Source organism: Oceanobacillus sojae (assembly GCF_007991515.1).
In the GTDB taxonomy this organism is placed as follows: domain Bacteria; phylum Bacillota; class Bacilli; order Bacillales; family Amphibacillaceae; genus Oceanobacillus; species Oceanobacillus sojae.
Window position 1 is genome coordinate 15439 of sequence record NZ_BJYM01000013.1, and the last position, 21399, is coordinate 36837.

The 21399-nt window shown below is 36.9% G+C and carries 21 protein-coding genes; all 21 read right to left on the reverse strand.

Annotation, left to right across the window (positions count from 1 at the left end; genetic code table 11):
* Window positions 1-29 precede the first annotated feature (29 nt).
* The 21 genes from OSO01_RS15080 to OSO01_RS15180 all read right to left on the reverse strand — a co-directional run bounded on the left by OSO01_RS15080 (window position 30) and on the right by OSO01_RS15180 (window position 21397).
* Window positions 30-1016: a 2-keto-3-deoxygluconate permease gene (locus OSO01_RS15080; protein WP_147211301.1), complete on the reverse strand. Its 987-nt coding sequence runs from the start codon at window positions 1014-1016 to the stop codon at window positions 30-32.
* Between the two features lie 200 nt (window positions 1017-1216).
* The gene (locus OSO01_RS15085) at window positions 1217-2890 is read right to left on the reverse strand and encodes a PrpR N-terminal domain-containing protein (RefSeq protein WP_147211302.1); all 1674 of its coding nucleotides are present in this window, start codon (window positions 2888-2890) and stop codon (window positions 1217-1219) included.
* 213 nt (window positions 2891-3103) lie between these two features.
* Complete coding sequence (locus tag OSO01_RS15090; RefSeq protein ID WP_147211303.1) at window positions 3104-3790, reverse strand: copper homeostasis protein CutC; 687 nt, start codon at window positions 3788-3790, stop codon at window positions 3104-3106.
* A gap of 64 nt (window positions 3791-3854) precedes the next feature.
* A complete protein-coding gene (locus OSO01_RS15095) occupies window positions 3855-4853 on the reverse strand; it encodes an asparaginase (RefSeq protein WP_147211304.1) in 999 nt (332 codons plus the stop codon).
* Window positions 4853-5362, reverse strand: coding sequence for a DinB family protein (locus OSO01_RS15100; protein ID WP_246145181.1), 510 nt, complete (start codon window positions 5360-5362; stop codon window positions 4853-4855). The genes OSO01_RS15095 and OSO01_RS15100 overlap by 1 nt, the downstream gene beginning before the upstream one ends.
* Before the next feature lie 294 nt (window positions 5363-5656).
* Window positions 5657-6670: a sugar kinase gene (locus OSO01_RS15105; RefSeq protein WP_147211306.1), complete on the reverse strand. Its 1014-nt coding sequence runs from the start codon at window positions 6668-6670 to the stop codon at window positions 5657-5659.
* Window positions 6663-7415, reverse strand: a complete 753-nt coding sequence (gene dagF / locus OSO01_RS15110) for a 2-dehydro-3-deoxy-phosphogluconate aldolase (protein WP_371863305.1) — start codon at window positions 7413-7415, stop codon at window positions 6663-6665. The genes OSO01_RS15105 and dagF overlap by 8 nt, the downstream gene beginning before the upstream one ends.
* Window positions 7415-8521: a DgaE family pyridoxal phosphate-dependent ammonia lyase gene (locus tag OSO01_RS15115; RefSeq protein WP_147211308.1), complete on the reverse strand. Its 1107-nt coding sequence runs from the start codon at window positions 8519-8521 to the stop codon at window positions 7415-7417. Before OSO01_RS15115 ends, dagF begins: the two co-directional genes overlap by 1 nt.
* Window positions 8499-9602 carry an amidohydrolase/deacetylase family metallohydrolase gene (locus OSO01_RS15120; RefSeq protein ID WP_147211309.1) on the reverse strand — a complete coding sequence of 368 codons (1104 nt, stop codon included), beginning with the start codon at window positions 9600-9602 and terminating at the stop codon, window positions 8499-8501. Before OSO01_RS15120 ends, OSO01_RS15115 begins: the two co-directional genes overlap by 23 nt.
* A gap of 245 nt (window positions 9603-9847) precedes the next feature.
* Window positions 9848-11206: a type VII secretion protein EssB/YukC gene (locus tag OSO01_RS15125; RefSeq protein WP_147211310.1), complete on the reverse strand. Its 1359-nt coding sequence runs from the start codon at window positions 11204-11206 to the stop codon at window positions 9848-9850.
* Between the two features lie 22 nt (window positions 11207-11228).
* Window positions 11229-12041, reverse strand: a complete 813-nt coding sequence (locus tag OSO01_RS15130) for a serine/threonine-protein kinase (protein WP_147211311.1) — start codon at window positions 12039-12041, stop codon at window positions 11229-11231.
* A 2-nt stretch (window positions 12042-12043) separates the two neighbouring features.
* Window positions 12044-12904 (reverse strand): PP2C family protein-serine/threonine phosphatase, encoded by an 861-nt coding sequence (locus OSO01_RS15135; RefSeq protein ID WP_147211312.1) that lies wholly within the window; start codon window positions 12902-12904, stop codon window positions 12044-12046.
* Window positions 12901-14334 (reverse strand): DUF6382 domain-containing protein, encoded by a 1434-nt coding sequence (locus OSO01_RS15140; protein ID WP_147211313.1) that lies wholly within the window; start codon window positions 14332-14334, stop codon window positions 12901-12903. The genes OSO01_RS15135 and OSO01_RS15140 overlap by 4 nt, the downstream gene beginning before the upstream one ends.
* Window positions 14335-14371: 37 nt before the next feature.
* A complete protein-coding gene (locus OSO01_RS15145; protein WP_147211314.1) occupies window positions 14372-14890 on the reverse strand; it encodes an A24 family peptidase in 519 nt (172 codons plus the stop codon).
* Between the two features lie 20 nt (window positions 14891-14910).
* Window positions 14911-15504, reverse strand: coding sequence for a TadE/TadG family type IV pilus assembly protein (locus OSO01_RS15150; protein WP_147211315.1), 594 nt, complete (start codon window positions 15502-15504; stop codon window positions 14911-14913).
* A 518-nt stretch (window positions 15505-16022) separates the two neighbouring features.
* Window positions 16023-16604, reverse strand: coding sequence for a DUF4352 domain-containing protein (locus OSO01_RS15155; protein WP_147211316.1), 582 nt, complete (start codon window positions 16602-16604; stop codon window positions 16023-16025).
* Between the two features lie 16 nt (window positions 16605-16620).
* Window positions 16621-18768, reverse strand: a complete 2148-nt coding sequence (locus OSO01_RS15160; protein ID WP_147211317.1) for a hypothetical protein — start codon at window positions 18766-18768, stop codon at window positions 16621-16623.
* Between the two features lies 1 nt (window position 18769).
* A complete protein-coding gene (locus OSO01_RS15165; protein WP_147211318.1) occupies window positions 18770-19393 on the reverse strand; it encodes a TadE/TadG family type IV pilus assembly protein in 624 nt (207 codons plus the stop codon).
* A 27-nt stretch (window positions 19394-19420) separates the two neighbouring features.
* Window positions 19421-20077, reverse strand: coding sequence for a DUF4352 domain-containing protein (locus OSO01_RS15170; protein WP_147211319.1), 657 nt, complete (start codon window positions 20075-20077; stop codon window positions 19421-19423).
* Window positions 20078-20330: 253 nt separating this feature from the next.
* Window positions 20331-20507, reverse strand: coding sequence for a Flp1 family type IVb pilin (locus OSO01_RS15175; RefSeq protein WP_147211320.1), 177 nt, complete (start codon window positions 20505-20507; stop codon window positions 20331-20333).
* Between the two features lie 23 nt (window positions 20508-20530).
* Window positions 20531-21397, reverse strand: a complete 867-nt coding sequence (locus OSO01_RS15180) for a type II secretion system F family protein (RefSeq protein ID WP_147211321.1) — start codon at window positions 21395-21397, stop codon at window positions 20531-20533.
* Window positions 21398-21399: the final 2 nt, after the last annotated feature.

Consider the following 21399-nt stretch of genomic DNA (forward strand, 5'->3'; position numbering starts at 1 on the left):
AGCCATAAGTATATGGCTTTTTTAATTGTTTACATCGTCGGATTTATCTCTTTAATCGGCTTACCCGTTTTCTTCTCTAAACGCTTTGCCAGTATCCCGATAAATATTGGTAATAATATCGCAGTTGTTACAACACTTGCCGCTACTTGTACTGTTGCTAATTCTGCAACTGGCATAAAGGACGCATTCGCAGCTGCAATAGCCATTGGTGTTCCAACAGCATTTCCCGCCGTTGATCCTTCTGAGGCTCCAACAATTGGATTCCAGCCAATCCATTTAAAGAGAAGATACCCGACTCCTCCGGTGATTAATACCGTTATTACTCCTAATAATACACCGCTCAATCCACCTTTAATAATCGCAGTAAAATTAATACTCATTCCCAATGAAAATGCAAAGAATGGAACTAATTTGTCACTTCCTTTATAAAGAAAGTCCCCCATTTCCTTATCCAGGTTCCCAATAGCAATACCTACTGCCAACGGAAGTAATACTGCAATAAAATCTGTTGGCGAGAACATTCCTTCAGCATATCCCATCGTACCAAAAATAGCTAAGGCAACCATGGTTAAGAACGGCCCATCACTTAAAGCTAAAAACGGATAAGCTGCTTTATCATCCTCTTTCCCGTATTGACCTGCAAAGGCAATATAAAGACCTCCATTTGAGTTCGTCATAGCTGCCACAATAGCAATTGGAGCAAGGCCCAAAAATAAACCATTGGAATCAGCTAGCATAATAGCAATTAGACCAATTACTGCTCCAATGCCCCATTTAAACGCTAATAACGTCAAACCTTTTTTAACTGATGTTCCTGCCGTTTTAAACGTGATCTGAGTACCGGCAATTAAAAGAAATAAAGAAATAAGCGCACTGGAGCTATCAACAAATAGCGCCTCTGTAAAACCGCCAATTCTTAATATATTTGGAAAAAATGTATTAATAGTTGCAGCCAATAATAATGGCACAACCATCATTCCACCAGGAATACGATCTAAAGTTGCTTTAATTTTCATTACTATCTCCCCCACATTTTTATAAAGCGTTTTCAGCAACCGCCCTATCATTAGATTAGACCAAATCGATTTATAATGCAACACTTAAATTTAAATTAAATAAAATTGTTTAATATTGCAACAAAAATAATTTATATTCCTCTTTTGATAAAAAAAGCCTATCAATACCTTATATGATGGCATTAATAGGCTTCTTGTATTCACTCTTTTAATTTTCTCCATAATGTAGCACGATTAATTCCTAATCGTTTCGCCGCTTTCGTTTGATTATTGTCCTCTTCTCGTAAAACTTGTGCAATAATTGCCGCTTCCATTTCTTTCAGAGTTCCGTTAATTGGAAAGATCTGAGGTAATTGATTTTGTTCTGATATGGCTTCGAGTGTTTTTTTATGAAGAATGTAGTCCTTTTCATTTAACGTAGCTTGTTTAATTAAATCTCTAAGGCTGTCTACATGATTTTGATAGGATAATCCTTTTAAATAGGTGAGAGCCTCCTCTGAAATTTTCATCGCAGTAGTCCCGTATTTTTGATGGTAGTCAGCTAAAAAGTAAATAACCAGCTCTTGTAAATCATCTATTCGTTCAACAAGCTTGGGAAGATGAATCTGATGGAGCTTTTCCTGTTCAACAGTCTCATGCGACCAGCTATGCTCCGAGGTAATAAACAGCTGTACATCATTCTGTTCACATAGATTTTTTATATCTCTTATCCACCCCAGCGTTTCCTGGTTAGGAATCACATTGTACAAAATCAAACACTCTGGTTTTAAGAAAAATAAATCATTCGCTTTTTTCATATTACATAAAGCAGCGTCAATTTCCATTACTAAATCATTTGGTGCGATATCTATATGAACCTGTGTCGCTAAAAACTTTTTTCCCGTGCCCTTTTCTCCCGTTATTAAAATTGGTTTATTCTTTTTATATAAAGCAATCATCGTTTTCATATGTTTTTTTATTTGTTCAGATTGACTGGCAACAGGTTCCTTCTGAAGTTCTGATTTCAGTCTAATCCCCTGCTCTTGAAGCCTGTTTAGAGAGTATTTTTCTAAGAAGTACAGCTTAAATTGCTCTTTTCCCTGATAGCCTGTAATCCGTATCTGCTCCTCACCAAATGGATAATACTTCGTTAACTGATAGTTTTCTGATTGAATCGAGCTATGCAACACATACCAATCCTGCTGAGATAAAGGATTATCAGTAAAATCTTCAAAATGCTTATATACCATTTCATTATACTGGTTAAATACAATGATATTGCGATGCTCTTTAACTAGTATATCTTCAAATAGGTTTTTAAAATGTGTTTGTTTTTGCAGCTGTTCTGCTAAAAAGGCAGCTTCTTCGATTGCCCGGATGATAGACTCTTTCCCTGATTGCAGCAGCATTCCTCTTAATCCAATCGCTTCAGAGGTCTTAACTGTAATGACATCTCCAAGAATATGGTAATACCCCTCTTCCTTTAAACGTAGTAATAAGGGAGCTACTTCTTCTGACCTGGTAACAGTAAAAACCTTTAATGGCAGGTTCAACAATTCAATAATAGAGCTGGCACCTGTTGTAATATTAGAAAAGCCGACCACAGCTGTTTTCTCATGAATTTGACTAGCTAATGTTAGAGAGCGTGTTAAGTCATAACCAGATAAGTGGATGTCTACAACAGGAAGCGTCATGTGCTCCTTTAATATTCTTGCCGTCCCTCCACGGCTGATAAATATATCGACATCTTCCTTTTCTTTTTGTGCTGCTACCTTTACACCCTCCTGTAAATCTCCAACAGAATAGGTAATTTTAATATTTGAAAACATTTGCTGACATTCTTCTATAATAGGAATCATTGCTTGATAAGGGGCAATAATATGAAAATGTAACATAATCTTCTCCCTTCATGAATCGATTCATGTCATTATTGAATCATATTCCGCAGAAAAAAGGTAGTCGTATAGATTGCTTTAATAACTATTTGAAGTAAGTATCTCTCAAAAAACTTTCACTCCTCTGTAATCTTAATCCTTTTAAACCGCTGCTTGATAATGGTATTTCTTCCGTATTTTAAAGCCCAATGGTTATACAATTTAGATACATTTTTATCCTAAAATATTTCTTATCCCGTCTACTTTGTCTCTATCGATATTTTCTTCAAAAGACTGTTTCCTCCTGACTCCGCTGCCAAAATGATATTCATCTGCTTGGATTGTATTATGTAACGTTTGTATATTATCTACATTCAATCCACTTCCAGGCAAGATACCCGGCCCTTGTAATTTATGCTGTAATTGAACTAGCATACGCAGAGAATCCACTCCTGCCGCACAATTATCCTCACCGCCAGAGGTTAAGATTCTTTTAATATTTTTCCGATAAGCCGCTAAAGTCTGATAGGCCTCTGTCTGATCCCTAACCTCATCAAAAGCACGATGAAAAGTAACATTCAATTTAGGAAATTCCCTGAATAAATCATCCAGAAAAGCTGTATCTATCGTTTTATTTTCATTCAACGCTCCAATGACAATTCGATTATGTCTCATTTCGAATAGTAAAGAAATATCCTTCTTCATAACCTCTTTATCATCCTGATTATATATAAATCCATAATCATGAGGTCTGATCATTACCTGCACGGGGATTTGAACACTGTCAATGACACTTTTGAAGGTTCCATAAGTTGGCGTTAAGCCGCCTAATTCGATTGCTGAAACCAATTCTAATCTTGTAACTCCTAATTTTTCAGCATCCTTTGCATCTTTTGCATTTTGTACAATACATTCAATCATTCCAAAGTTCCTCCTGTTGAACAACGAATTCATAAAGCAGTTTTGTTTTGCTTTCACGTTAACCCTATAAGATAATTTTTGTTTCTCCTACTACCTCCCCAGCATCACTCAATATCTTTGTAGAACGCAGCTTATATAGATTATCAATTGTTTGCTTATTTTTATAATTTATTTTCTTTAAAATTTCAGCAACAACTAATGGCCATAGCAATTCGGTTCCACTTTGAACCTTTAAAGCAATACTGATTTTTTCTTCTTTCAGAGCAAGACAATATACTCCCTGCGCTCCGCCCTTTGCAATAATATTCTCATCCTCCAGCAATACCGTACATATAAAATCATGAGAGGCAATAATCTCTGGATAAGCCTGCATTGTATCAGAAATTCTCTTCAGTACCTTCTCTTTTTTCTTATCATTAATCATTTCCGGCTTCACAAACTTAAGATAAGATAGAGCCATGTTTCTTAATGGAATGCCGTACACCGGCACTCCACAACCATCTTTTCCTGCATTCATTTTTTCTTTGGGGTATTCACTTAAAACCTCTATTTCCTCTCTAATTCGTTCTTGAATTGGGTGATTAAACTCTCCATAGTCTGCGATGCTATATCCCAGTTCTCTTGAATAAGCCAGGAATCCAAGATGTTTACCCGCACAATTATGCAGCAATTTCCGTTTTTCATGCCCTTTACAAATATAATCAATTTTTGGAGATTCATTTAAAGGATAACTCTCATTGCATATAAGTGATTCTTCACTTAAATCTAATTTTTCTATTAAAGATTTCAAACTTTTCTGATGATAGCTTTCTCCTCGCTGAGAGGCGCAAAACAATGCCATTTCATCAGTCGCAAGGTTATATTTTCTTTCAATACCTGTGTCAAATACAGGTATTGCCTGGATCGGCTTCATGGCAGATCGGTAAAAGACAGGTGTATGCTCCACATCTCCCTTTGAATAAATCACTTCTTTCTGTTCATTTAGCACGCATATTATTCCATTATGCTCATTTTCTAAACTTCCGCCACGGTATTCTTCTGCAATAATCGTACTTTTACTCATTAAAAAGACTCCTCCTTATTCTTCTCTCTATACTGACGCTCCCTTTCTGTCACTACCGTATAATGGTGCTCCTCATGAATCCTTAAAAGTTTCACCACCTGTACAACATTCGGATATTTAGGTACAGGGTCCGGATACCTTATCCAGTAGCATTGTTCTTTCGTAAGAGGCTCTACACAGAATTTCATCTTTTCTGTCTCCTCCTCCAGTAAATCCCTTAGCTCCTCAAGCGTATATTCCCGCTTCATCTTCGGTTTTAAAATAAAGGGAGCCTTCATTGTCTTTCCACGATATATATTCTCCATATTATCTATATACCGTTTTATTTCGGGCCGGCGAAGCTGCATATAAAAACAAGCTATAGGCAAATAACAGGCTGACGTAATTCGGGTAAGCTTCAATAATAAATAACAGTGGTAGATTGACTCTGCAACACTCCATTTATCAGGTACTGATCTTGTATGAATCGCTGATTTGAAAATAGCTGTATTAAAATATTTATCTCTCATTATCTGGATTTCTTCAAAAAGAGGGGAAATACCTTTGTACATTATGATCACCTGGCCAGAATTATTTTTGTTCAGAAAACTGTTTCTTCTACTCTATCACAGAGAAGGAGCGGGAAGCTTCTTTTTCTGTTTAATGTTTACTAAATAAATCTATAAAAAAAGAAGGCTTTCTGCATCGTAACTCACTTGATACAGGAAACCTTCTGACATTTTCCGTTGTTTGATATAAGATTATTCAATATCTATTTAATCCAGAGACATAGCAGGGCTTATTTTAACATCTGGCCTCTACAATTAACGCTTTACATCCTCCTTAGCTCCTGAAACAGCAGCTAAAATCTCCGCCTCCGTTGACATTGGCGTATCTCCTGAAACCGTACACGCCAGCATACCTGCTGCAGCTGCAAATTCAACAGTTTTATCAGGTTCATAACCTGATAATTCACCATGCAGAATTCCGCTTGTATACGCATCACCCGCACCAATACGATCATATACAGAAAAGGTAATCCTTTTGGAAAATACAAAGCTATCTTTTTTATACATATAGCCTTCTAAAGAATGCGCGTTACCCTCATTAATATTTCGATGTGTACCCGCAATCGTTTGAATGTTGTACTTCTCAGCAACCTGAGGGATTAACTCCTGAAGCTGTTCTTTTCTTTCCAGCTTCTCTGTTTCCATCCCCAATATATACATGGCATCTTTTTCATTCATCATTACGATATCAGCCAATGAAAACATATCCTCATAATGCGGCTTTGCTTTCTCGTAGTCTCCATCCCATAAAGAAGGGCGGTAATTACAATCAAAGCAGACTATTCCACCGTTCTCCTTTACCTTTTCAGCAATGGCTTTCATATTTGCACGAACTTTATCTGTCATTGCAAGGCTGATTCCGCAAAAATGAATAACATCCGTTGTTGCTGCAATCGATGCCAGATCATAATCGGAAATATCGGCCGTATTAAATGTACTTTCTAAGCGATTTGTATATGTGACTCGGCTCGCACGCTGCCCAAAACCATTTTCTAAAAAATACATCCCGATATATTTACCGTCCCTTACAATAAAATTGCGTTCTATTCCCAAGCGCTGCAGGAAGGACATTGCTGCATCCCCCAGCGGATTGTCCGGCAATTTTGTAATCAGATAACCGTTGTGCCCAAGTTTTGTCATGGCCGAAGCAACATTTACCCCTGTGCCCGAAAAGGAATACTGTAAATTGCTTGCCTGAGTGAGTAATTCATATCCAGGCACCTGCAATCGCATCATTACTTCTCCAAACGCAACAATATTCTTAGGCATATTTATCAACCAGATCTTTACTGATAGTGAGAAGCTTTTTAACATCTTCCTCATTGGTTTTTCCAGTCTGCTTGTTAATAATCGAAGAATACACATGAGGAATCACTTTTGGCACTTTTGCTTCTAATGCTATTTCTAAGATAGTCGCGAAATTGTCCAAATCAATACCGCCTGTTGGTTCTAATGCAAAGCCTTCCTCCCCACAGGCTTTGGCAACTGCACGAAATTCTTTTTCTGTTTGTAACCCTTTCATCGGAAAATATTTCAATGCGTTTCCTCCCATATCACGAACAAGTGCAATGGCAGCCTTAACGGGAACAATAGCCATCTCACCCGCTTCTGCGCTAATTGGACCAGTAGAAATATTAACATATCCCACTTTACCGGCAGGCGATACAAGTGCGTTAATCCAGCTATCTTTTTCTCTCAGATTAGCCCGTGTTGCTCCCACAGCAGGAAAAACCTGATTAATATGAGATCCAGGATAATACTTTGCGATTTCTGCAACAACTGCTGCCTGTCTGTTATCACCTGCACCTAACCCTATGGAAACAGCTTCTTCAATTGCCTCTCCATATTTCTTCATAGCTGTGACAGCTGTATCAACCGTCGGGTAGTCCTTGGAAAGTACACCTACCAGTACATGACCCTCCGCTGCATCAAAAACTTCCTTTGCATTTTCAATACTATTGGCTAACACATTTAACGCGATTCTATTTTTATAAAAACGCTGATCCATATTCATTATCTATTTCCTCCTAAAATGGATTTTAATTCTGATTCAATAATATGAATGTCGTCACCCTGTAATGGGCGAGGATCAATATCAAAGAAACCCTGGCGGATTCCGTAATCACGTGTATAAATTGCTATTTCACCATTGCGGAGTTTGTCATTTACCTCTTTGGCAGTTATCCCTGCTGCTTCAGAATCAATTTGAATCCGGGCTCTGAAAATAGCACGCCCTGCTTCATCCTGCACAACGGTTACAGTTACTCCTTGGAATACATTTAGTGATTCCAACACTTCTAAGCTTCTCTTTTCAGCTTCACTATGATCTGTTTTCACAAAATACTCATCCAATGCCTGCAGCAGGCCAAATGTATTTTCCTTTCCTACCTTCATGCTTCTTCCAATATAGTGCAGCTGTGTTTTTACCCACTCCACATAATCTTTCTTTCCAGCTACTATTCCAGATGTTGGCCCTTCAATGGCCTTCGCTCCACTATAGATGACTAAATCGGAAACCCTTACATATTTTTTCAAATCCTCTTCCGCCGCTGCATCAACAATTAACGGAACATTTTTTGCCTGCGCGACTTCCCAGGCCTCTTCCACAGAAATCATATTTTTTTGGACAGCGTGATGGGATTTTACAAATAAAATTGCTGCGGTATTTTCATTAATAGCATCTGCTATATGCTCTTTTCTTCCTTCATTGGCATAGCCTGTTTCCACAAGCTTTCCTCCGCCAAGAGCAACCATTGTTTCTACTGGAGCGCCATATTGCACATTATGGCCTTTCAGCATCACAATCTCATTTTTGGAGATGCCTTCCTGATGCAGTTTTTCACTTTTTCTCCGGTTTCCTCCTGTTACAACCGCTGCAACAGAAAGTGCGATACCACTCGAAGCAGAATTGACGACTACAGCAGCTTCTGATTGAAGCAATCCGGCAATATGTTCTCCTGCTTTATCTACCAGATCTGAGATTTCCACATAATTCTGTCCGCCGTATTTCATCGCTTCCATAACGGTATTTGTTGGAGCGGAAACCCCTAAAATACTCATTCTTCCACTTGCATTAATAACCCGCTTCAACCCATACTTAGCATTCATTGTATTCGCCATTAACAACCACTCCTTTTACTTCAATTCTCTGATCAGCCTTCCGCTTCTCGCCGTCTGAGTCAATTAAATCTATTGTCTCATCTTCCACAGAAAATAGGGTAAGATTTGCAATATCTCCTTTCGCAATTCGTCCAAGTTCTGGTTTATTTAACCACGCAGCAGCGTCAGCTGTTACAGCAGAAATAACTTCCTTCAGGGAATAACCTAAACATAAAAATTTATTTAAAACATTTGCCATATTGTACACCGGTCCATGCAGCCGGTTTTTCCGGTAAATATCTGTGCTGATGGTATTAAAATGGATGCCATACTTCTTGGCTTGCTCAGCTGTCTTAAAAGAAAAGCTTGCATTACCATGACCAACATCTAAATGGATACCGCGCTCCATTGCTTTTAAAAACTTAGGAAGCGGTTTTCCCTGATTATCAAATAAATTATTCGCCTTTCCGTTCAAAAAGTGTGTAATCACATCATTTTTCTCCAATAAATCCAATACATCATTAATATCTGGAGGCCCGGATCCAATATGAACCATTAACGGTAATCCCGTCTCTCTGGAAAACGCACGTGCCATTTTTAAAGGCTCTATATCGTTCGCTCCTACTACACTATTGCTGATTCTCGCTTTTAAACCAACGATAAAGTCTCTATTCTCCCTGACAGCACGCTTTACTTCCTCTTTATTCAACAAAGACAAGTCCGATAATTCATCCACTCTCTTTAATCCGATTCGTGAGATATTCAGGAAAGCGAATACATTTGTCTTAGAATTCCGGGAATTTTCAACCAGGTCATGAATCCGATCAGCCCCCGTGCTTCCCGCATCTACAATTGTCGTTACCCCTGTTTTAAAACCAATCTCATCGATATCATCTCCATATGGATCGAACTCTGGAAAGGCATGTACATGCATATCAATCCAGCCGCTGGAAGCATACACTTTATTTTGATAATCAATTATTCTCTCACCAATTGCTGTTCCTGGTGAAGCAATGTCCACAATTCTCCTATTCTTTATCACAATATCCGCAGAAGTACTCCCCAGCATTTTTATATTCTGCAAAACTACATTGTTTGCCATTCCCATCATCCTTTTTGGTCAGCTCTAGTCATTAAAGTAATAGCTTTAAATATAACAGTATAAAAGTTCCATCACGCTCATACTTTTTTTAATCCTATATGAAATAGATTAACATTAATTTTTCGCGCAGTCAAAATAACGTTATAATGTTTAAAGTTGATAGAACAATAAACTATATAAATTGATATGGATGGATTCACAGAATCTTTTCTTCATAAAAAAACTGCATCTAATGATACAGTCCATTAACTTTCCTTAATTTCTTTAATCTGTTTATTTATTTTCTTAATTTCATCCTCTTTTTTCTTCTTCTTCATATCTTTAGATTCAATTTCTTCTTTTTTCAGCTCCAAACTGTTAATTTGCATATCCTTATTATTAAGCTCTTCTCCAAGCTTCAGAGCTTCTTTGTGATTATCAAGCTCCAGATAACTGCTTCCAGCGAGATATTTAGCTCGATCATTATCAGAAAGATCACCATAAATATCTATAACACGCTCAAAATCTTCGTTAATCCATGCCTGTTCAATCGTGACCTCCGGGGCCTCGGATTCAATATCGAGAATAGCTTGTTGTGCTTCCTCTCCTTCTATTGATCTCAACTCATTAACCACCTTAACATTATAGGCAGGGTCCAATTTACTAGCCTTGATTAAGCTGTCGACAGTTCCTAATTTGATATATTGCTCTATTAAGGTATGCTGCGCCTCTTCATCTAACTTCTCTATACCTTCAAAGCTGGCAATGGCTTCTTCTACCCGACCTGTTACTGCTAAATGATAACTTTCGATTAATTTATCATTTTCCGCAATTTCCGCTTCTAATGCTTCTTTTACTTCCGTGAGCTCTTTTTGTTGATCCGCTTCTGCGGTAGAGGCTTCTGTCATCGGTACAACTTTAATCATATAAAGCAGAAGCATTCCTAAAACCATCCCAAGCACTAATCCAGCTGGCACAACTATTTTCGACTTATTATATTTTTGGAAACTTTTCTTTAGTAGGCCATCAGTTTTGATAGTATTAGTCACTGTTGCAAACTGACTAATCACATTTCTTAACTCTTTTATCGTAACAGCTTCCTGTATTTCTCTGATAAGCGGCTGTTCTTGTGCCAATTCATCAATGTTAATCTTGTTTATGTCTGCATAGTTCACTGCGCTAAAAAGTCCGATTATTATCGGCTTTACTTCATGTATTACTTGTCGTCTCGTAAACTCGTCAGCTGATAATACAAAGCGAATACCACGTTGTGCAAATTTTATGTCCCCTTGTTCATTGACATAGATATTATCTGGATGAATAAGTGTCGTATATTGCGTACCAACTAATTTTTCTACAGCTAATATATTTAACGCTGCATTAACTTTCAAATCATTACTCTTAGCCTTAAAACTGGATAACGACCTATATCCTTGAGGCTTTTGATAATAAATACGGACAACATCACCTTCTAATGAATACCGCTTAAAATCGAAGAAAAGATCGTCTCTTCTATTCAGCTCTTCCAATTGTTCTGCGTCCATTAAATTGGTTTTGGATTTTGGAATTTCATAAATGACTTGATCAGCTACTTCTTTAATTGATCCGTATTTCTCCTCATTCAATCCTGCTCACCTCCATGACATATTATTTGTTTTGGGAATAGATAAACTCTTTCATTCTCTCCCGGTAGGGTCTGTTTACTTTGGCAAAAGCGGAAATCACTTTTTCAATATTAGTAAAGCGTTTATCTGGATTGGTAGCTGTCAGTTTCCTTATTACATTGGCAAAAGTCTTGGGAAGACGATTATAAAGAATCTTCTCATGGTCACTCGTATAAATATTCTTACCATTACTCGCTAGATAAAATAAGACTGCACCTAATGAAAATAAATCCGAGCGCAGATCCACTACACCATTCTCAAACTGCTCTGGAGCAGCGTAACCAATTGTGCCTAACGCATTCACCTGCCCTGCCTGTTCAACAGTGGCGGATATACCAAAATCAACCAAATATACCCTCTGATCCTCCGTGAGCATTATATTAGATGGTTTAATATCTCTAATCACGATTGCCGGTTTATTCTGATGAAAGGCCCGGATGGTATCAGCCAACTGTTTTGCAATATCCAATATTTCCTCCCAAGTAAATTCCTTTCCTTTCTCTATCATGCTAGAAAGGTCATTCGCCGTTAATTTCTCTATTACAATAGCATTATAATATTGATTTACCGTCAATTTATCATATAGTTTCGGGATTCGGTCATGATTTAATGAAGCAAGAATGGCTGCTTCATTATTTACTTGGTTGTTCAACAAAGTATCTGGACTCTTTACCACCTTCAGCAAAGCATGTTCACCATGATTCAATTTCACCTCATATAATAAAGATGTCCCGCCTTCTGCTACATAGTCGATAATTTCATATTTATGCTGAACTATCTCATGCTTCTTCCACATAGCTATTCCTCAGTTCTTTGGTTAAAATTAACCGCTAAGACCGACGCATCATCCGTACGTTTCTTTGCTTTTGTTAATGCATAAAAGTGAGAAATAATCGCCTGCAGCGACTGCTTTTTCTCTATCTGTGCTGTCCACTCCTTATTTAACTCATTATTTGTAAATAAAGTATGAAATCCATCCGTACACAACAAAAATGAATCTGAAACGGTAAAAGTACCAGAGGCTGTATATGGTTCCACTTCACCTTTCACTCCCATACATTGTGTTAAATAGTGGGCCTTGTTATGAGATTCAGCTTCTTCCACCGTCATCAAGCCTTCCTCCACTTGCATGGAAGCAAATGAATGATCAACCGTTAACTGGAGAAACACCTTTTCTTTATTCAAATCAATCGTGTCACCATTGGACTCTTCCAGCTCGATAATATTCTCCCGATAACGATATATCCGGCTATCGCCAATGTGGCAAATAAAGTATTGATTCTCGATAAATAAGAGAACACTTAAGGTAGTACCTATTTCTGTCTGTTCTAATCTACTAATCTCAATCAAACGGTCATTAATCTCATGGAAAAGGGTAATTAATTGCTCTTTGCAAGTCGATAGAAAAGATGCTGGTTCTTCATTCATCCAAATGGTGCTACGCCACCATTTCAACACATAATCAACAGCAAAACGGCTGGCAACATCGCCTAAAGAGTGCCCCCCCATCCCATCTGCAATAACTGCCAGATGCACTTCCTGTTCAGACGACAGCCTATTACTGGAGTAACCAAATGCATCTTGATTCGATTTCTCCAGGGAAGGTGTTAAACTGAATTTCTCCATCTGTATGACGTTGCTAAGCTTTGCGTTATTCATTCAGACACCTTATAAGTGTAGACTGTTTTTCCAATTTGGATGGTATCCTCACTTGATAGCTCATAAATTTTATAAGGAATAATTTTTTCATTATTAATATAAGTTCCGTTTTTTGCTCCTAAATCTTTAATACCATAAGTATCCGATAATTTGACCAGCTCCACATGTAATCGGGAAATACCTACAGCCTTTTCGATAAGGTCGGTTCCCTTTTCTGCCCGTCCGATGATAAAGTTATCCTTCTCCAGTTGAATTTCTTCCTCTGTTCCATCACGATCAATCACTAAATAATTTCTAATCTTCTTCCTGCTTTTCTCTGGTATCATTTCGGTTTCATCTAATAACATCGTTTGGTCATTTGTTTCTTCCTGAATGTCATCATCTGTGGAAGTTATTGGCTCAACCTCCGCAGTATCCTGGCTCTGCACCTGCTGATTAGTAAAGATTTCCGTAGCTGATATTTCTTCTACTGTTTGTTGCTCTTCTATATTTGTTTCTTTATTATTTTTATAGGAAATCATCTGTTTGGCTGGCTTACTTTTTACCTTGACCTCTTTTTCCGTAATAATCGGTTTGACACCCGGCCTCCAAACAAACCAATACACATACACTCCAGAAATAATGATTAGGGATAATATAATGGAAACAATCAGCATAGGAGTATTGCCTGCATCCATATATAATCGCCATACTCCTGCTAATAATAACAGACCAATCAAAATAGAGTATGTCTTTACCTTACTGGCAAGAGGCGGCATTTTGCGTACCTTTTTTATCTTTATGATTTCTTTAGGCTGGGAAGCTTCTTTTTGATAGTCTGATTCCTCGTCTTCCCCCTGGCGGCTCTGTTTTTGCAATTGGCTCAACAACTGCTTAATACCATGCAAGCTAAAACCCGGGTCTTTGATATAGTTTAGAATCGTTTTAAATTGCACACCATTCAACCCTTTAACTTCACTCGCCATATTTAGTAATAATTTCTTCAGGCTCTCGTAAAGAGCTGAATTAGCCACTCCCTCTTTTAATGGGACATACATTAAATAAACCTGATGATATCCGTCGCCAATATAGATATACTCCTCATCGAGAACAAAATGATCTTCACTTAGCATATTATTATTTGAATCTTGTAACGCTTGAATAATATTAATAAACAACGCATAATAGTTTTGCATCGAGAGAGGACGTTCCTTAGCAAAAGGACGTAATTTGCGCAATCCCTCCGTCTTATAAAATACAGTGATTTCTTCATTCATTTCTTCCAAGCTTATTGGTAATAATCTTGGGATATCATTAGATTGAATCATTTTTAATTGCAATTCTTGAAAATCATCCGCGGTGAAACCTTTTTCGCTTGTTTGCTTAAGTTTCATATAACCGCCATTTGATGTTATTTGGTCTATATGGTATAGCTCCAATGGATTAGACACGAGCTATTCCTCCTTTGTTTGATGCTGTTTCTATTCTTTAAGAGATATACATATAATAAAATGCAGTAATTACGCCAGGTACAACTGCATATATAAATGGAAAACGATTAGACACATTTTTTTTAAAAGTGTCTAGTGGCGTTAGTGACCGCTTCTGGATACTCTCTTTGATATGTATAAAAGCCAACAACATGTTAATAAAGATCGTTTTGGTAAACAATAAAATAATAACCCCAATAATACCGGCAAAAACAATGGAATACATCGTCGCATATAAGGTAAATAACACTCCGGTAATCGCACCAATCGCTGCAAACAATTTTACATCTCCCGCGCCAATTGCTTTAAATATATATAATACAAGCATAATTCCGCCGCCAGCTAATACTCCAAACACAGACTGCAATAAACCATCGATTTGATGTACAAACAAGTGATATAAAATGCCCGCCAGAACCCCTGTTACGTTAAGCCAATTGGGAATCCGCTGTTTACTGATATCGAAATAAGCTACAACAGACAGAAAGATAATTAATAGAATAAAATTTCCCTGCAATGTTCAGATCACCTTCCTTCCTAATTTCCAACCCAGCCACGCTCCACTGCCACTTTTTTAATTTTAATCTCTTTCTCAAAGAAGGGGAGTACCATTTGCATCGTATTCTCGGCTTCAATCTTGACATCTGCAGCATCCCCGCTTGTACCATGCGGGAAGGAAGAATTGGTTACACGAATATTCTCAGGGCTGAAAAAGCTTGAAGAGGGCACATTTTCTTGGTACATTCCTTTTACAATATCTTGATATACACTATCAGAGAAATGGTTAAGTGCTTCTCCAGATGTAGGAATTACATCTTTTCCCACTTCACCTAATTTGTTTAAAATATATTCAGCTACTTCATCATTTCCAAGCTTACCAGCAGCATTATCTGTCAATGAATCAACAAATCCATCTGTCTGACTCTGAATCTGATTTTGTGCCAGCATCGCTAGATAAGAATAATGTGCTACCGACTGTGCTGTCTCATTTACAGCTTCTTGTAAGGCCATCTCAGCGATCGATATTTTCACTAATGAAGTCAGAAATAGTATAAAAGTTAGCAAAAGAGGGATGATTAATGCTGCTTCCACTGTAATGCTTCCATTATCCTTTTTTAGAAATCTCAACATAACTCCCTCCACTTCATCTTTTGGGGCTTGCCTTAGTTAATGTTCACACATTGATCGGGAATCCTCTCATAATTAACTATTTTTTCTATTTCATATTAATCATTGATTAAAAAGTGCTCCTTGTGATTTCCATCACTTGTTTCAAAAAATGTAATAAATCCCTTGTAAAACTATTGCTTTTCTAGTCTATATGTAATGCTTCACAGACCTCTATATTAACGATATAATTTGCTTGATACGTTCCTTTTGCGAAATTCATGCTCAGTGCTTCTTCTATAATTGCTTCCTTAACCTTTGCCTAATCTAAATCTTCTATAAACATTTGTGGTTCGCTGTGACCCTCTGATTTTGTCTCACTCTCTCCCATTCGGCAAGTAATAAAAAGCAAGCACCTAATATCATGAATGTTTTCTTGAATCCAAGCAAATCCTATTTTTGAAACAAAATGATTATGCAAACTTGAATATAATGGAGATTATTTGTGAGGAGAAGTAATTTCTCCTCACCTGATTTATCATTTATTTTTCTGGGTTTGGTAATTCAAAATGTGTTTCTGTATCTGATGTAAATTCATATTTCAATAAAAATGCATCAGCATAATCTGTTGTTGTTGTATAAACCAGATGTCCTTCCACTTCATCACCTGGAGCTAACTCTTCATCTCCTTCAGGGAAGAATTCATCATAGGATGTGTGCCCACCATCTTCATCAATACCTGAAAAATTGGCAGAAAACATTTGGTTAGGAACATAGCTCTCATCACTAATATTTTTAATTGTAATATCCACAACAGCAAATACATCTTCCTCACGAGCTCCCGAAAGATAATCATCAATCGTACTGCCATCAACCTCTTTCGTTAACTGAAAATCGTTTACCGTTACTTCATAATCAAATTCATATAAATCACTTGTAATTACTGCTGTTTCCCCGATTTGATAGACTTTTTTCTGCTCCGCTTCTTCAGAAGTATCTGCGTCAGTTTCATTTTCTGTTGTGTTATCTGTATTTTCTTCCCCAGTATTTTCCGTTGCTTCTCCCTCATCACTACAAGCCGCTAATAACAAGATGGCAAATAATAAAATAAATATTTTCTTCATTTGAAATTCCTCCTAGTTAATACGAATATACTTTTCGTCTATCAAAAATATAATAACTGCCCTCTACATTACCTGGCAAAACTTCCGCTAATTGAGGTATAAACCATAGCTTTACTCTGCCTTGTACATTCCCTTCAATATAAGATGGGCTGTTATTTAAATGAACACCAGTTTCTTTCGTTATCACTGCCTGCAGCCTTCTCGCTTTTTCGTTATTATATGTTTCATTTGTTGACTTCATTGCCATTATAATACGCAGGAACATCGGCATATTGATTGGAACACCTTTTCCGCCAAACGTTTTAAATGGGTTCCATTGTAAAGTATATTTACCAGTAGTAAGAGTGTTCACGTCCTGCAAAGTGGTTATAAGCGCTCCTGACAGTGCTTTAAAGAAACCTAATGGTCCGGCAAATCCTCCCTGTAAACCTTGACCAATCAAATTTCCCACAAATAAAATCAACGCAATGTCCTTCATAAACATAAAATAATTCATTCCAGCTACATTATAGCCATAGGTGATATATTGTGCTTTTTTGGTAGAAAATGCATAAGATTCCGCACTGGCTAACTCATAAGGTGCTTTAGATCCATAGTTCGCCATAATATATTCATTAATATACAACTCGTTACGAACTGATGTCGGAAAACCTTGCATAAATTCAACAAATTCTTTAAACCGCTCGAATGCATCTTTGATAAATTGCAGGCGGCTGGATTCTCCATCATCTCCACCTTGACCTGTCACTCCATCATACTCTGCAATAATACTATCCAGTTCGGCATACAATTGATTATCACCTGATATTTGATTTTTAATATCATTGTACTTGTTCAATTCCGCCCATAAACTGCCAAAGCTTTCATCAGCTTTTTCTTCTTCTGCCTGAATATCCACATTCTCTAATGCTTTTTTTACTTTATCATATTTTTGCATTTGATCTTCTATTTTTTTCACTTGCCCTTTTTTCAGATTACCTAATTTATTTTCTATCGACTGAACGATCGCATCAGCAAGCGCTTTGTCACCATCTTCTATCGCTACATAAAAAGCTAAAAATAATTGGCCTACACTGAAATTCCCCAAGTTTCCTTGTTCCGGACTGCCTTCCAAAGACTTGTCAAACCGGATATTTTCATAGATTTGATCCTCATTATCCAGAATATCAGTAAAAAATTCATCGTTTAATGTAAATTCCTCTAATTCTTCTAAGGATTCACTACCTCCCATTAATTCATTAATCTGGTCATTATAATCTTTGGCTGAACCACTTGCCGGATTATTCACATCTCGATTGGAACCAACCAGATGCTTCGGTATGTCCGTATGGTATATTTCCATATCGATAACACTTTTATATGGTTTTTCTTTTACTCCATCTTCATAGCTTGTAATTTCCTTTTCCTCATCAGAGGTCAATTCTTCTTCATTTTCTTTTTTTTCCTTTAATTCTTGATATCTATCAAGATAGAAAACAAGCTGTTGAAATGTTTCAATACCTTCAGGGATGGTTTCCTCATCTGAAGTTACTTTTTTACCAATAACTTCAGCACCTATATCCTCTTTAATCAGTTTATTATAAGGGGTTAACTGTTCAATTGCCTTATCAATTTCTGCATTTCGTTTTTTCATTAAATCCAGAATCTCTTCATAGTTTTCTACTAGTTCTTCTGCTTTTTCTACATCTTCTACCGAAATATCATTATTTGTCAGTAAATCAAATAAATCTGTACCCATTTGTACCGGTGCCTGATACTTCATGCTCTCTACAACCTGATGCCTAAAAACACTATAATCAACCAGGTTTCTTGACGTATCAAAGCTGGCTGTTGCACTTGTAATCATTGGTCTGGATAAATTCTGTGTACCACTTAGCTCAGAGGAAGAATAAAACTGATTATTCATATATGTAGTAAAGTCAGTTCCTGCATCCTCACCACCGTATGCAAACAAGCCAACATCTGCCAAGTCAGAACTAAAATGCGACATAGTCGAACGTAATGCAGTCTCCATTGCACTATCTATTTGACGCTCAGCACTGAGGATACGCAGTGTATCGATTAGTAGTGCGTTTAGCACAAAGATGGGCAAGATAATTATAATGGCATAAATCGAAACGGATCCTTTATCCTTTAAAAACAACCGTTTTATTTTCTTTTTCAAATTATTCACCACCAAAGAACTTCTTAATGGAGTTCACTGCATCACCTACTGCCCCATCTTTGCCAAACTCACTCCATAAATACTTGGCAAAATTAGCTGTTCTGACTAATTCCGTTGTCTCGGTAACTACATGGCTGGATGTTGCTTGTACCTTGCTGCCAATCATATTTTTTAGAAAAGAAGGGATAAATAAGCTCGATTCAGCGCTCACTTCTACCTCACTGTAAATCAGCGTATTATTGTAATCTACACTGAGTGTTATTGCACCATTGTATATGTCTGCTTTTCTTTTTTTGTCACCAACAATATCATCTTGAGTAAAACCGCTTAAATTAAAAAAGCCCAAAATATCATTATCGGTAATTCGCCAATATAATCCATCACCGTCCGGTAAACCGGTGTATTCTTGTACAGCTATATCACCTGTTTTAATATCTTTTTTTGTACTGTTCCATGTATAAGCAAGTTCATCAGATACTTTGTGTGCCATATAGCTTGCTGTACCCATTTGGAAGATAACAATACAAAAGAATACGCCGACTAAGGTAAACATTAGAAGAGCAGGAAAAACCAAGGTAGATTCAAGTGTAAAACTTCCACGATCCTCTTTTAGAAAGGTCTTCATATTAGTTGCTCCTTCTTATGCTGTTGTTTATTGTATTTCATCTTCGCTAAATTCCCATTCCGCTCTCGTCTTAATTTGATCCCCGGCATGACCAAAAGCAAGGTTATATTGCTTTGCTTGTGCTACATCAAATACAAACGTACCCTCAACGGAATCTCCAGGGGCTAACTCACCCTCCACTAATGTTATTTCTGACGTGTTTCCCAAATAATCAGGGCTGATTGCTGGTGTATATTTATTAGAATCCAATTCACCAAGGGCAGGTGTAAAAATATCAGCAGCATTAAATGCCTTTTCATCCACATTTTTTACAGTCACATCAGCTAGGACAAAGGTATCTTCATATAAAGTAACATTTTCAAGTTCATCACGATAGCTCACTTCATTCACTGTCACTTCATACTTATAGTCCTCCTCTGAGCTAACAACGATTGCTGTGTCACCGATACTCAATCCCAATTGATGCTCGATATACTCATCATTAATTGATGATTCATCCTCTTCTTCTGTAGAAGCTTCATCAGCTGATTCTGATTCAGTACCTTCCTCCTGGATATCTGTTTCGGTTTGCTCTGTTTCAGCCGGCTCTGACTCTTCAGGTTGTTCATTGTCATTCGAACAAGCTGCCAGCAGCAAACCTGTGATTAACAATAATAGAATAGCTATTTGTTTATTTTTAATCATTATGGTCCGGTCCTCCTCAGAAATTCACACGTAGCTTATTAAAGTTTTTTCAGCTAACCCAATCTCTTTATTTTCCTTTTATTATGTTTTCAACTCATCATTTTGAATATTTATAATGAGATCTTTCTTCATTGACACTTTTAGAAAAGCTTACGGTATTGATAAATTGATTTATCTTATGGAATGATGTTCCTCATGGAGAATACATAGCTTGATTGAAAAACTTGTTCAACCAAGCTATTTTCCATTTAAATTAGTTCATAATTTCGGTATCAATATCGTTAAATAATTTATTTGCCCATTCCATAATTTTATCTTTAAACATAATTGCAATAACAATAAGTACAGATAAAATCAATAGAATTTCAATGGTTTCCAATCCTTCTTCGTCATTCCAGAAATTTTTAAAAAATGTTGTTAACTGTTCCATTATAAATCTCTCCTTCTTTTTTCTTAAAATACTGCTATTGCAGGATATATAACAATCAGAAGAACTGCGGCAAATATAAAAATAATCGGAAATACCAACTTAGACGATGCTTCCTCACCTTTTATCCTTGTAACAGTTTTTCGTTTGTCCCATAGTGATACAGATAATTCATTTAATGATTGCACTAATAGTGCCCCGCCTTTGCGGTAATTCATCATTACTGTGGTCGTAAAAATCGATACTTCCTGAATACCGCAGCGGTAATTAAGATCCTTCATAACCTCTTGGAAAGAAGTATTCGCAGACATCTTATTTACAGCCTCATTCAGCTCAAAATATAATGGAGAATCATAAATCTGATTCTTCTTCTGATCGACACTTTTTTTCATAGCTCCCTGAACAGTTTCACCAGCATTTACCAATAAAATAATTTTATTGACAAATTCCGGAAGTTCAATAATAATCGAATCCTTCCTTTGCTTCACTTTTTTTTCCAAATCCTTCACTAGAAAGACGCTTACTACTATCATCAATAGAAATCCATAAATCAGATTACTATTTCCCTCGTCGCTGACCTCTACTAAGACAAAGGTAAAAAAGAGCATCAAGTTAATTAAGGTAATCATTTTTGCTAAATATATTTTCGTATAATCCCCAGATAGTTTACTTCCTCGCAGAATAATCATTTTCTGATGGATAGCATTGATTAATTTCGGCATCCGCTTATAAAGGTTCAATCGATCTATAATGCCAAAAGCAAACGGCGCTAAAGCTGGTAAGGTAATTTCATCTTTATATTGCTCAATAAAAGCAGCATAGACCCTTTTATTCCTTAAAACGCCTAATAATGTTACTATTACAATGCTGAGAATAATGATTTTCAATGTCATAA

What these genes read in the sequence shown, in the direction of transcription:
- OSO01_RS15080 (WP_147211301.1), bottom strand. Translation starts at nt 1,016, where the DNA reads ATGAAAATTAAAGCAACTTTAGATCGTATTCCTGGTGGAATGATGGTT.
- OSO01_RS15085 (WP_147211302.1), bottom strand. Translation starts at nt 2,890, where the DNA reads ATGTTACATTTTCATATTATTGCCCCTTATCAAGCAATGATTCCTATT.
- OSO01_RS15090 (WP_147211303.1), bottom strand. Translation starts at nt 3,790, where the DNA reads ATGATTGAATGTATTGTACAAAATGCAAAAGATGCAAAGGATGCTGAA.
- OSO01_RS15095 (WP_147211304.1), bottom strand. Translation starts at nt 4,853, where the DNA reads ATGAGTAAAAGTACGATTATTGCAGAAGAATACCGTGGCGGAAGTTTA.
- OSO01_RS15100 (WP_246145181.1), bottom strand. Translation starts at nt 5,362, where the DNA reads ATGAGAGATAAATATTTTAATACAGCTATTTTCAAATCAGCGATTCAT.
- OSO01_RS15105 (WP_147211306.1), bottom strand. Translation starts at nt 6,670, where the DNA reads ATGCCTAAGAATATTGTTGCGTTTGGAGAAGTAATGATGCGATTGCAG.
- dagF (WP_371863305.1), bottom strand. Translation starts at nt 7,415, where the DNA reads ATGAATATGGATCAGCGTTTTTATAAAAATAGAATCGCGTTAAATGTG.
- OSO01_RS15115 (WP_147211308.1), bottom strand. Translation starts at nt 8,521, where the DNA reads ATGGCGAATACAATGAATGCTAAGTATGGGTTGAAGCGGGTTATTAAT.
- OSO01_RS15120 (WP_147211309.1), bottom strand. Translation starts at nt 9,602, where the DNA reads ATGGCAAACAATGTAGTTTTGCAGAATATAAAAATGCTGGGGAGTACT.
- OSO01_RS15130 (WP_147211311.1), bottom strand. Translation starts at nt 12,041, where the DNA reads ATGTGGAAGAAGCATGAGATAGTTCAGCATAAATATGAAATTATCGAC.
- OSO01_RS15135 (WP_147211312.1), bottom strand. Translation starts at nt 12,904, where the DNA reads ATGAATAACGCAAAGCTTAGCAACGTCATACAGATGGAGAAATTCAGT.
- OSO01_RS15150 (WP_147211315.1), bottom strand. Translation starts at nt 15,504, where the DNA reads ATGTTGAGATTTCTAAAAAAGGATAATGGAAGCATTACAGTGGAAGCA.
- OSO01_RS15155 (WP_147211316.1), bottom strand. Translation starts at nt 16,604, where the DNA reads ATGAAGAAAATATTTATTTTATTATTTGCCATCTTGTTATTAGCGGCT.
- OSO01_RS15165 (WP_147211318.1), bottom strand. Translation starts at nt 19,393, where the DNA reads ATGAAGACCTTTCTAAAAGAGGATCGTGGAAGTTTTACACTTGAATCT.
- OSO01_RS15170 (WP_147211319.1), bottom strand. Translation starts at nt 20,077, where the DNA reads ATGATTAAAAATAAACAAATAGCTATTCTATTATTGTTAATCACAGGT.
- OSO01_RS15175 (WP_147211320.1), bottom strand. Translation starts at nt 20,507, where the DNA reads ATGGAACAGTTAACAACATTTTTTAAAAATTTCTGGAATGACGAAGAA.
- OSO01_RS15180 (WP_147211321.1), bottom strand. Translation starts at nt 21,397, where the DNA reads ATGACATTGAAAATCATTATTCTCAGCATTGTAATAGTAACATTATTA.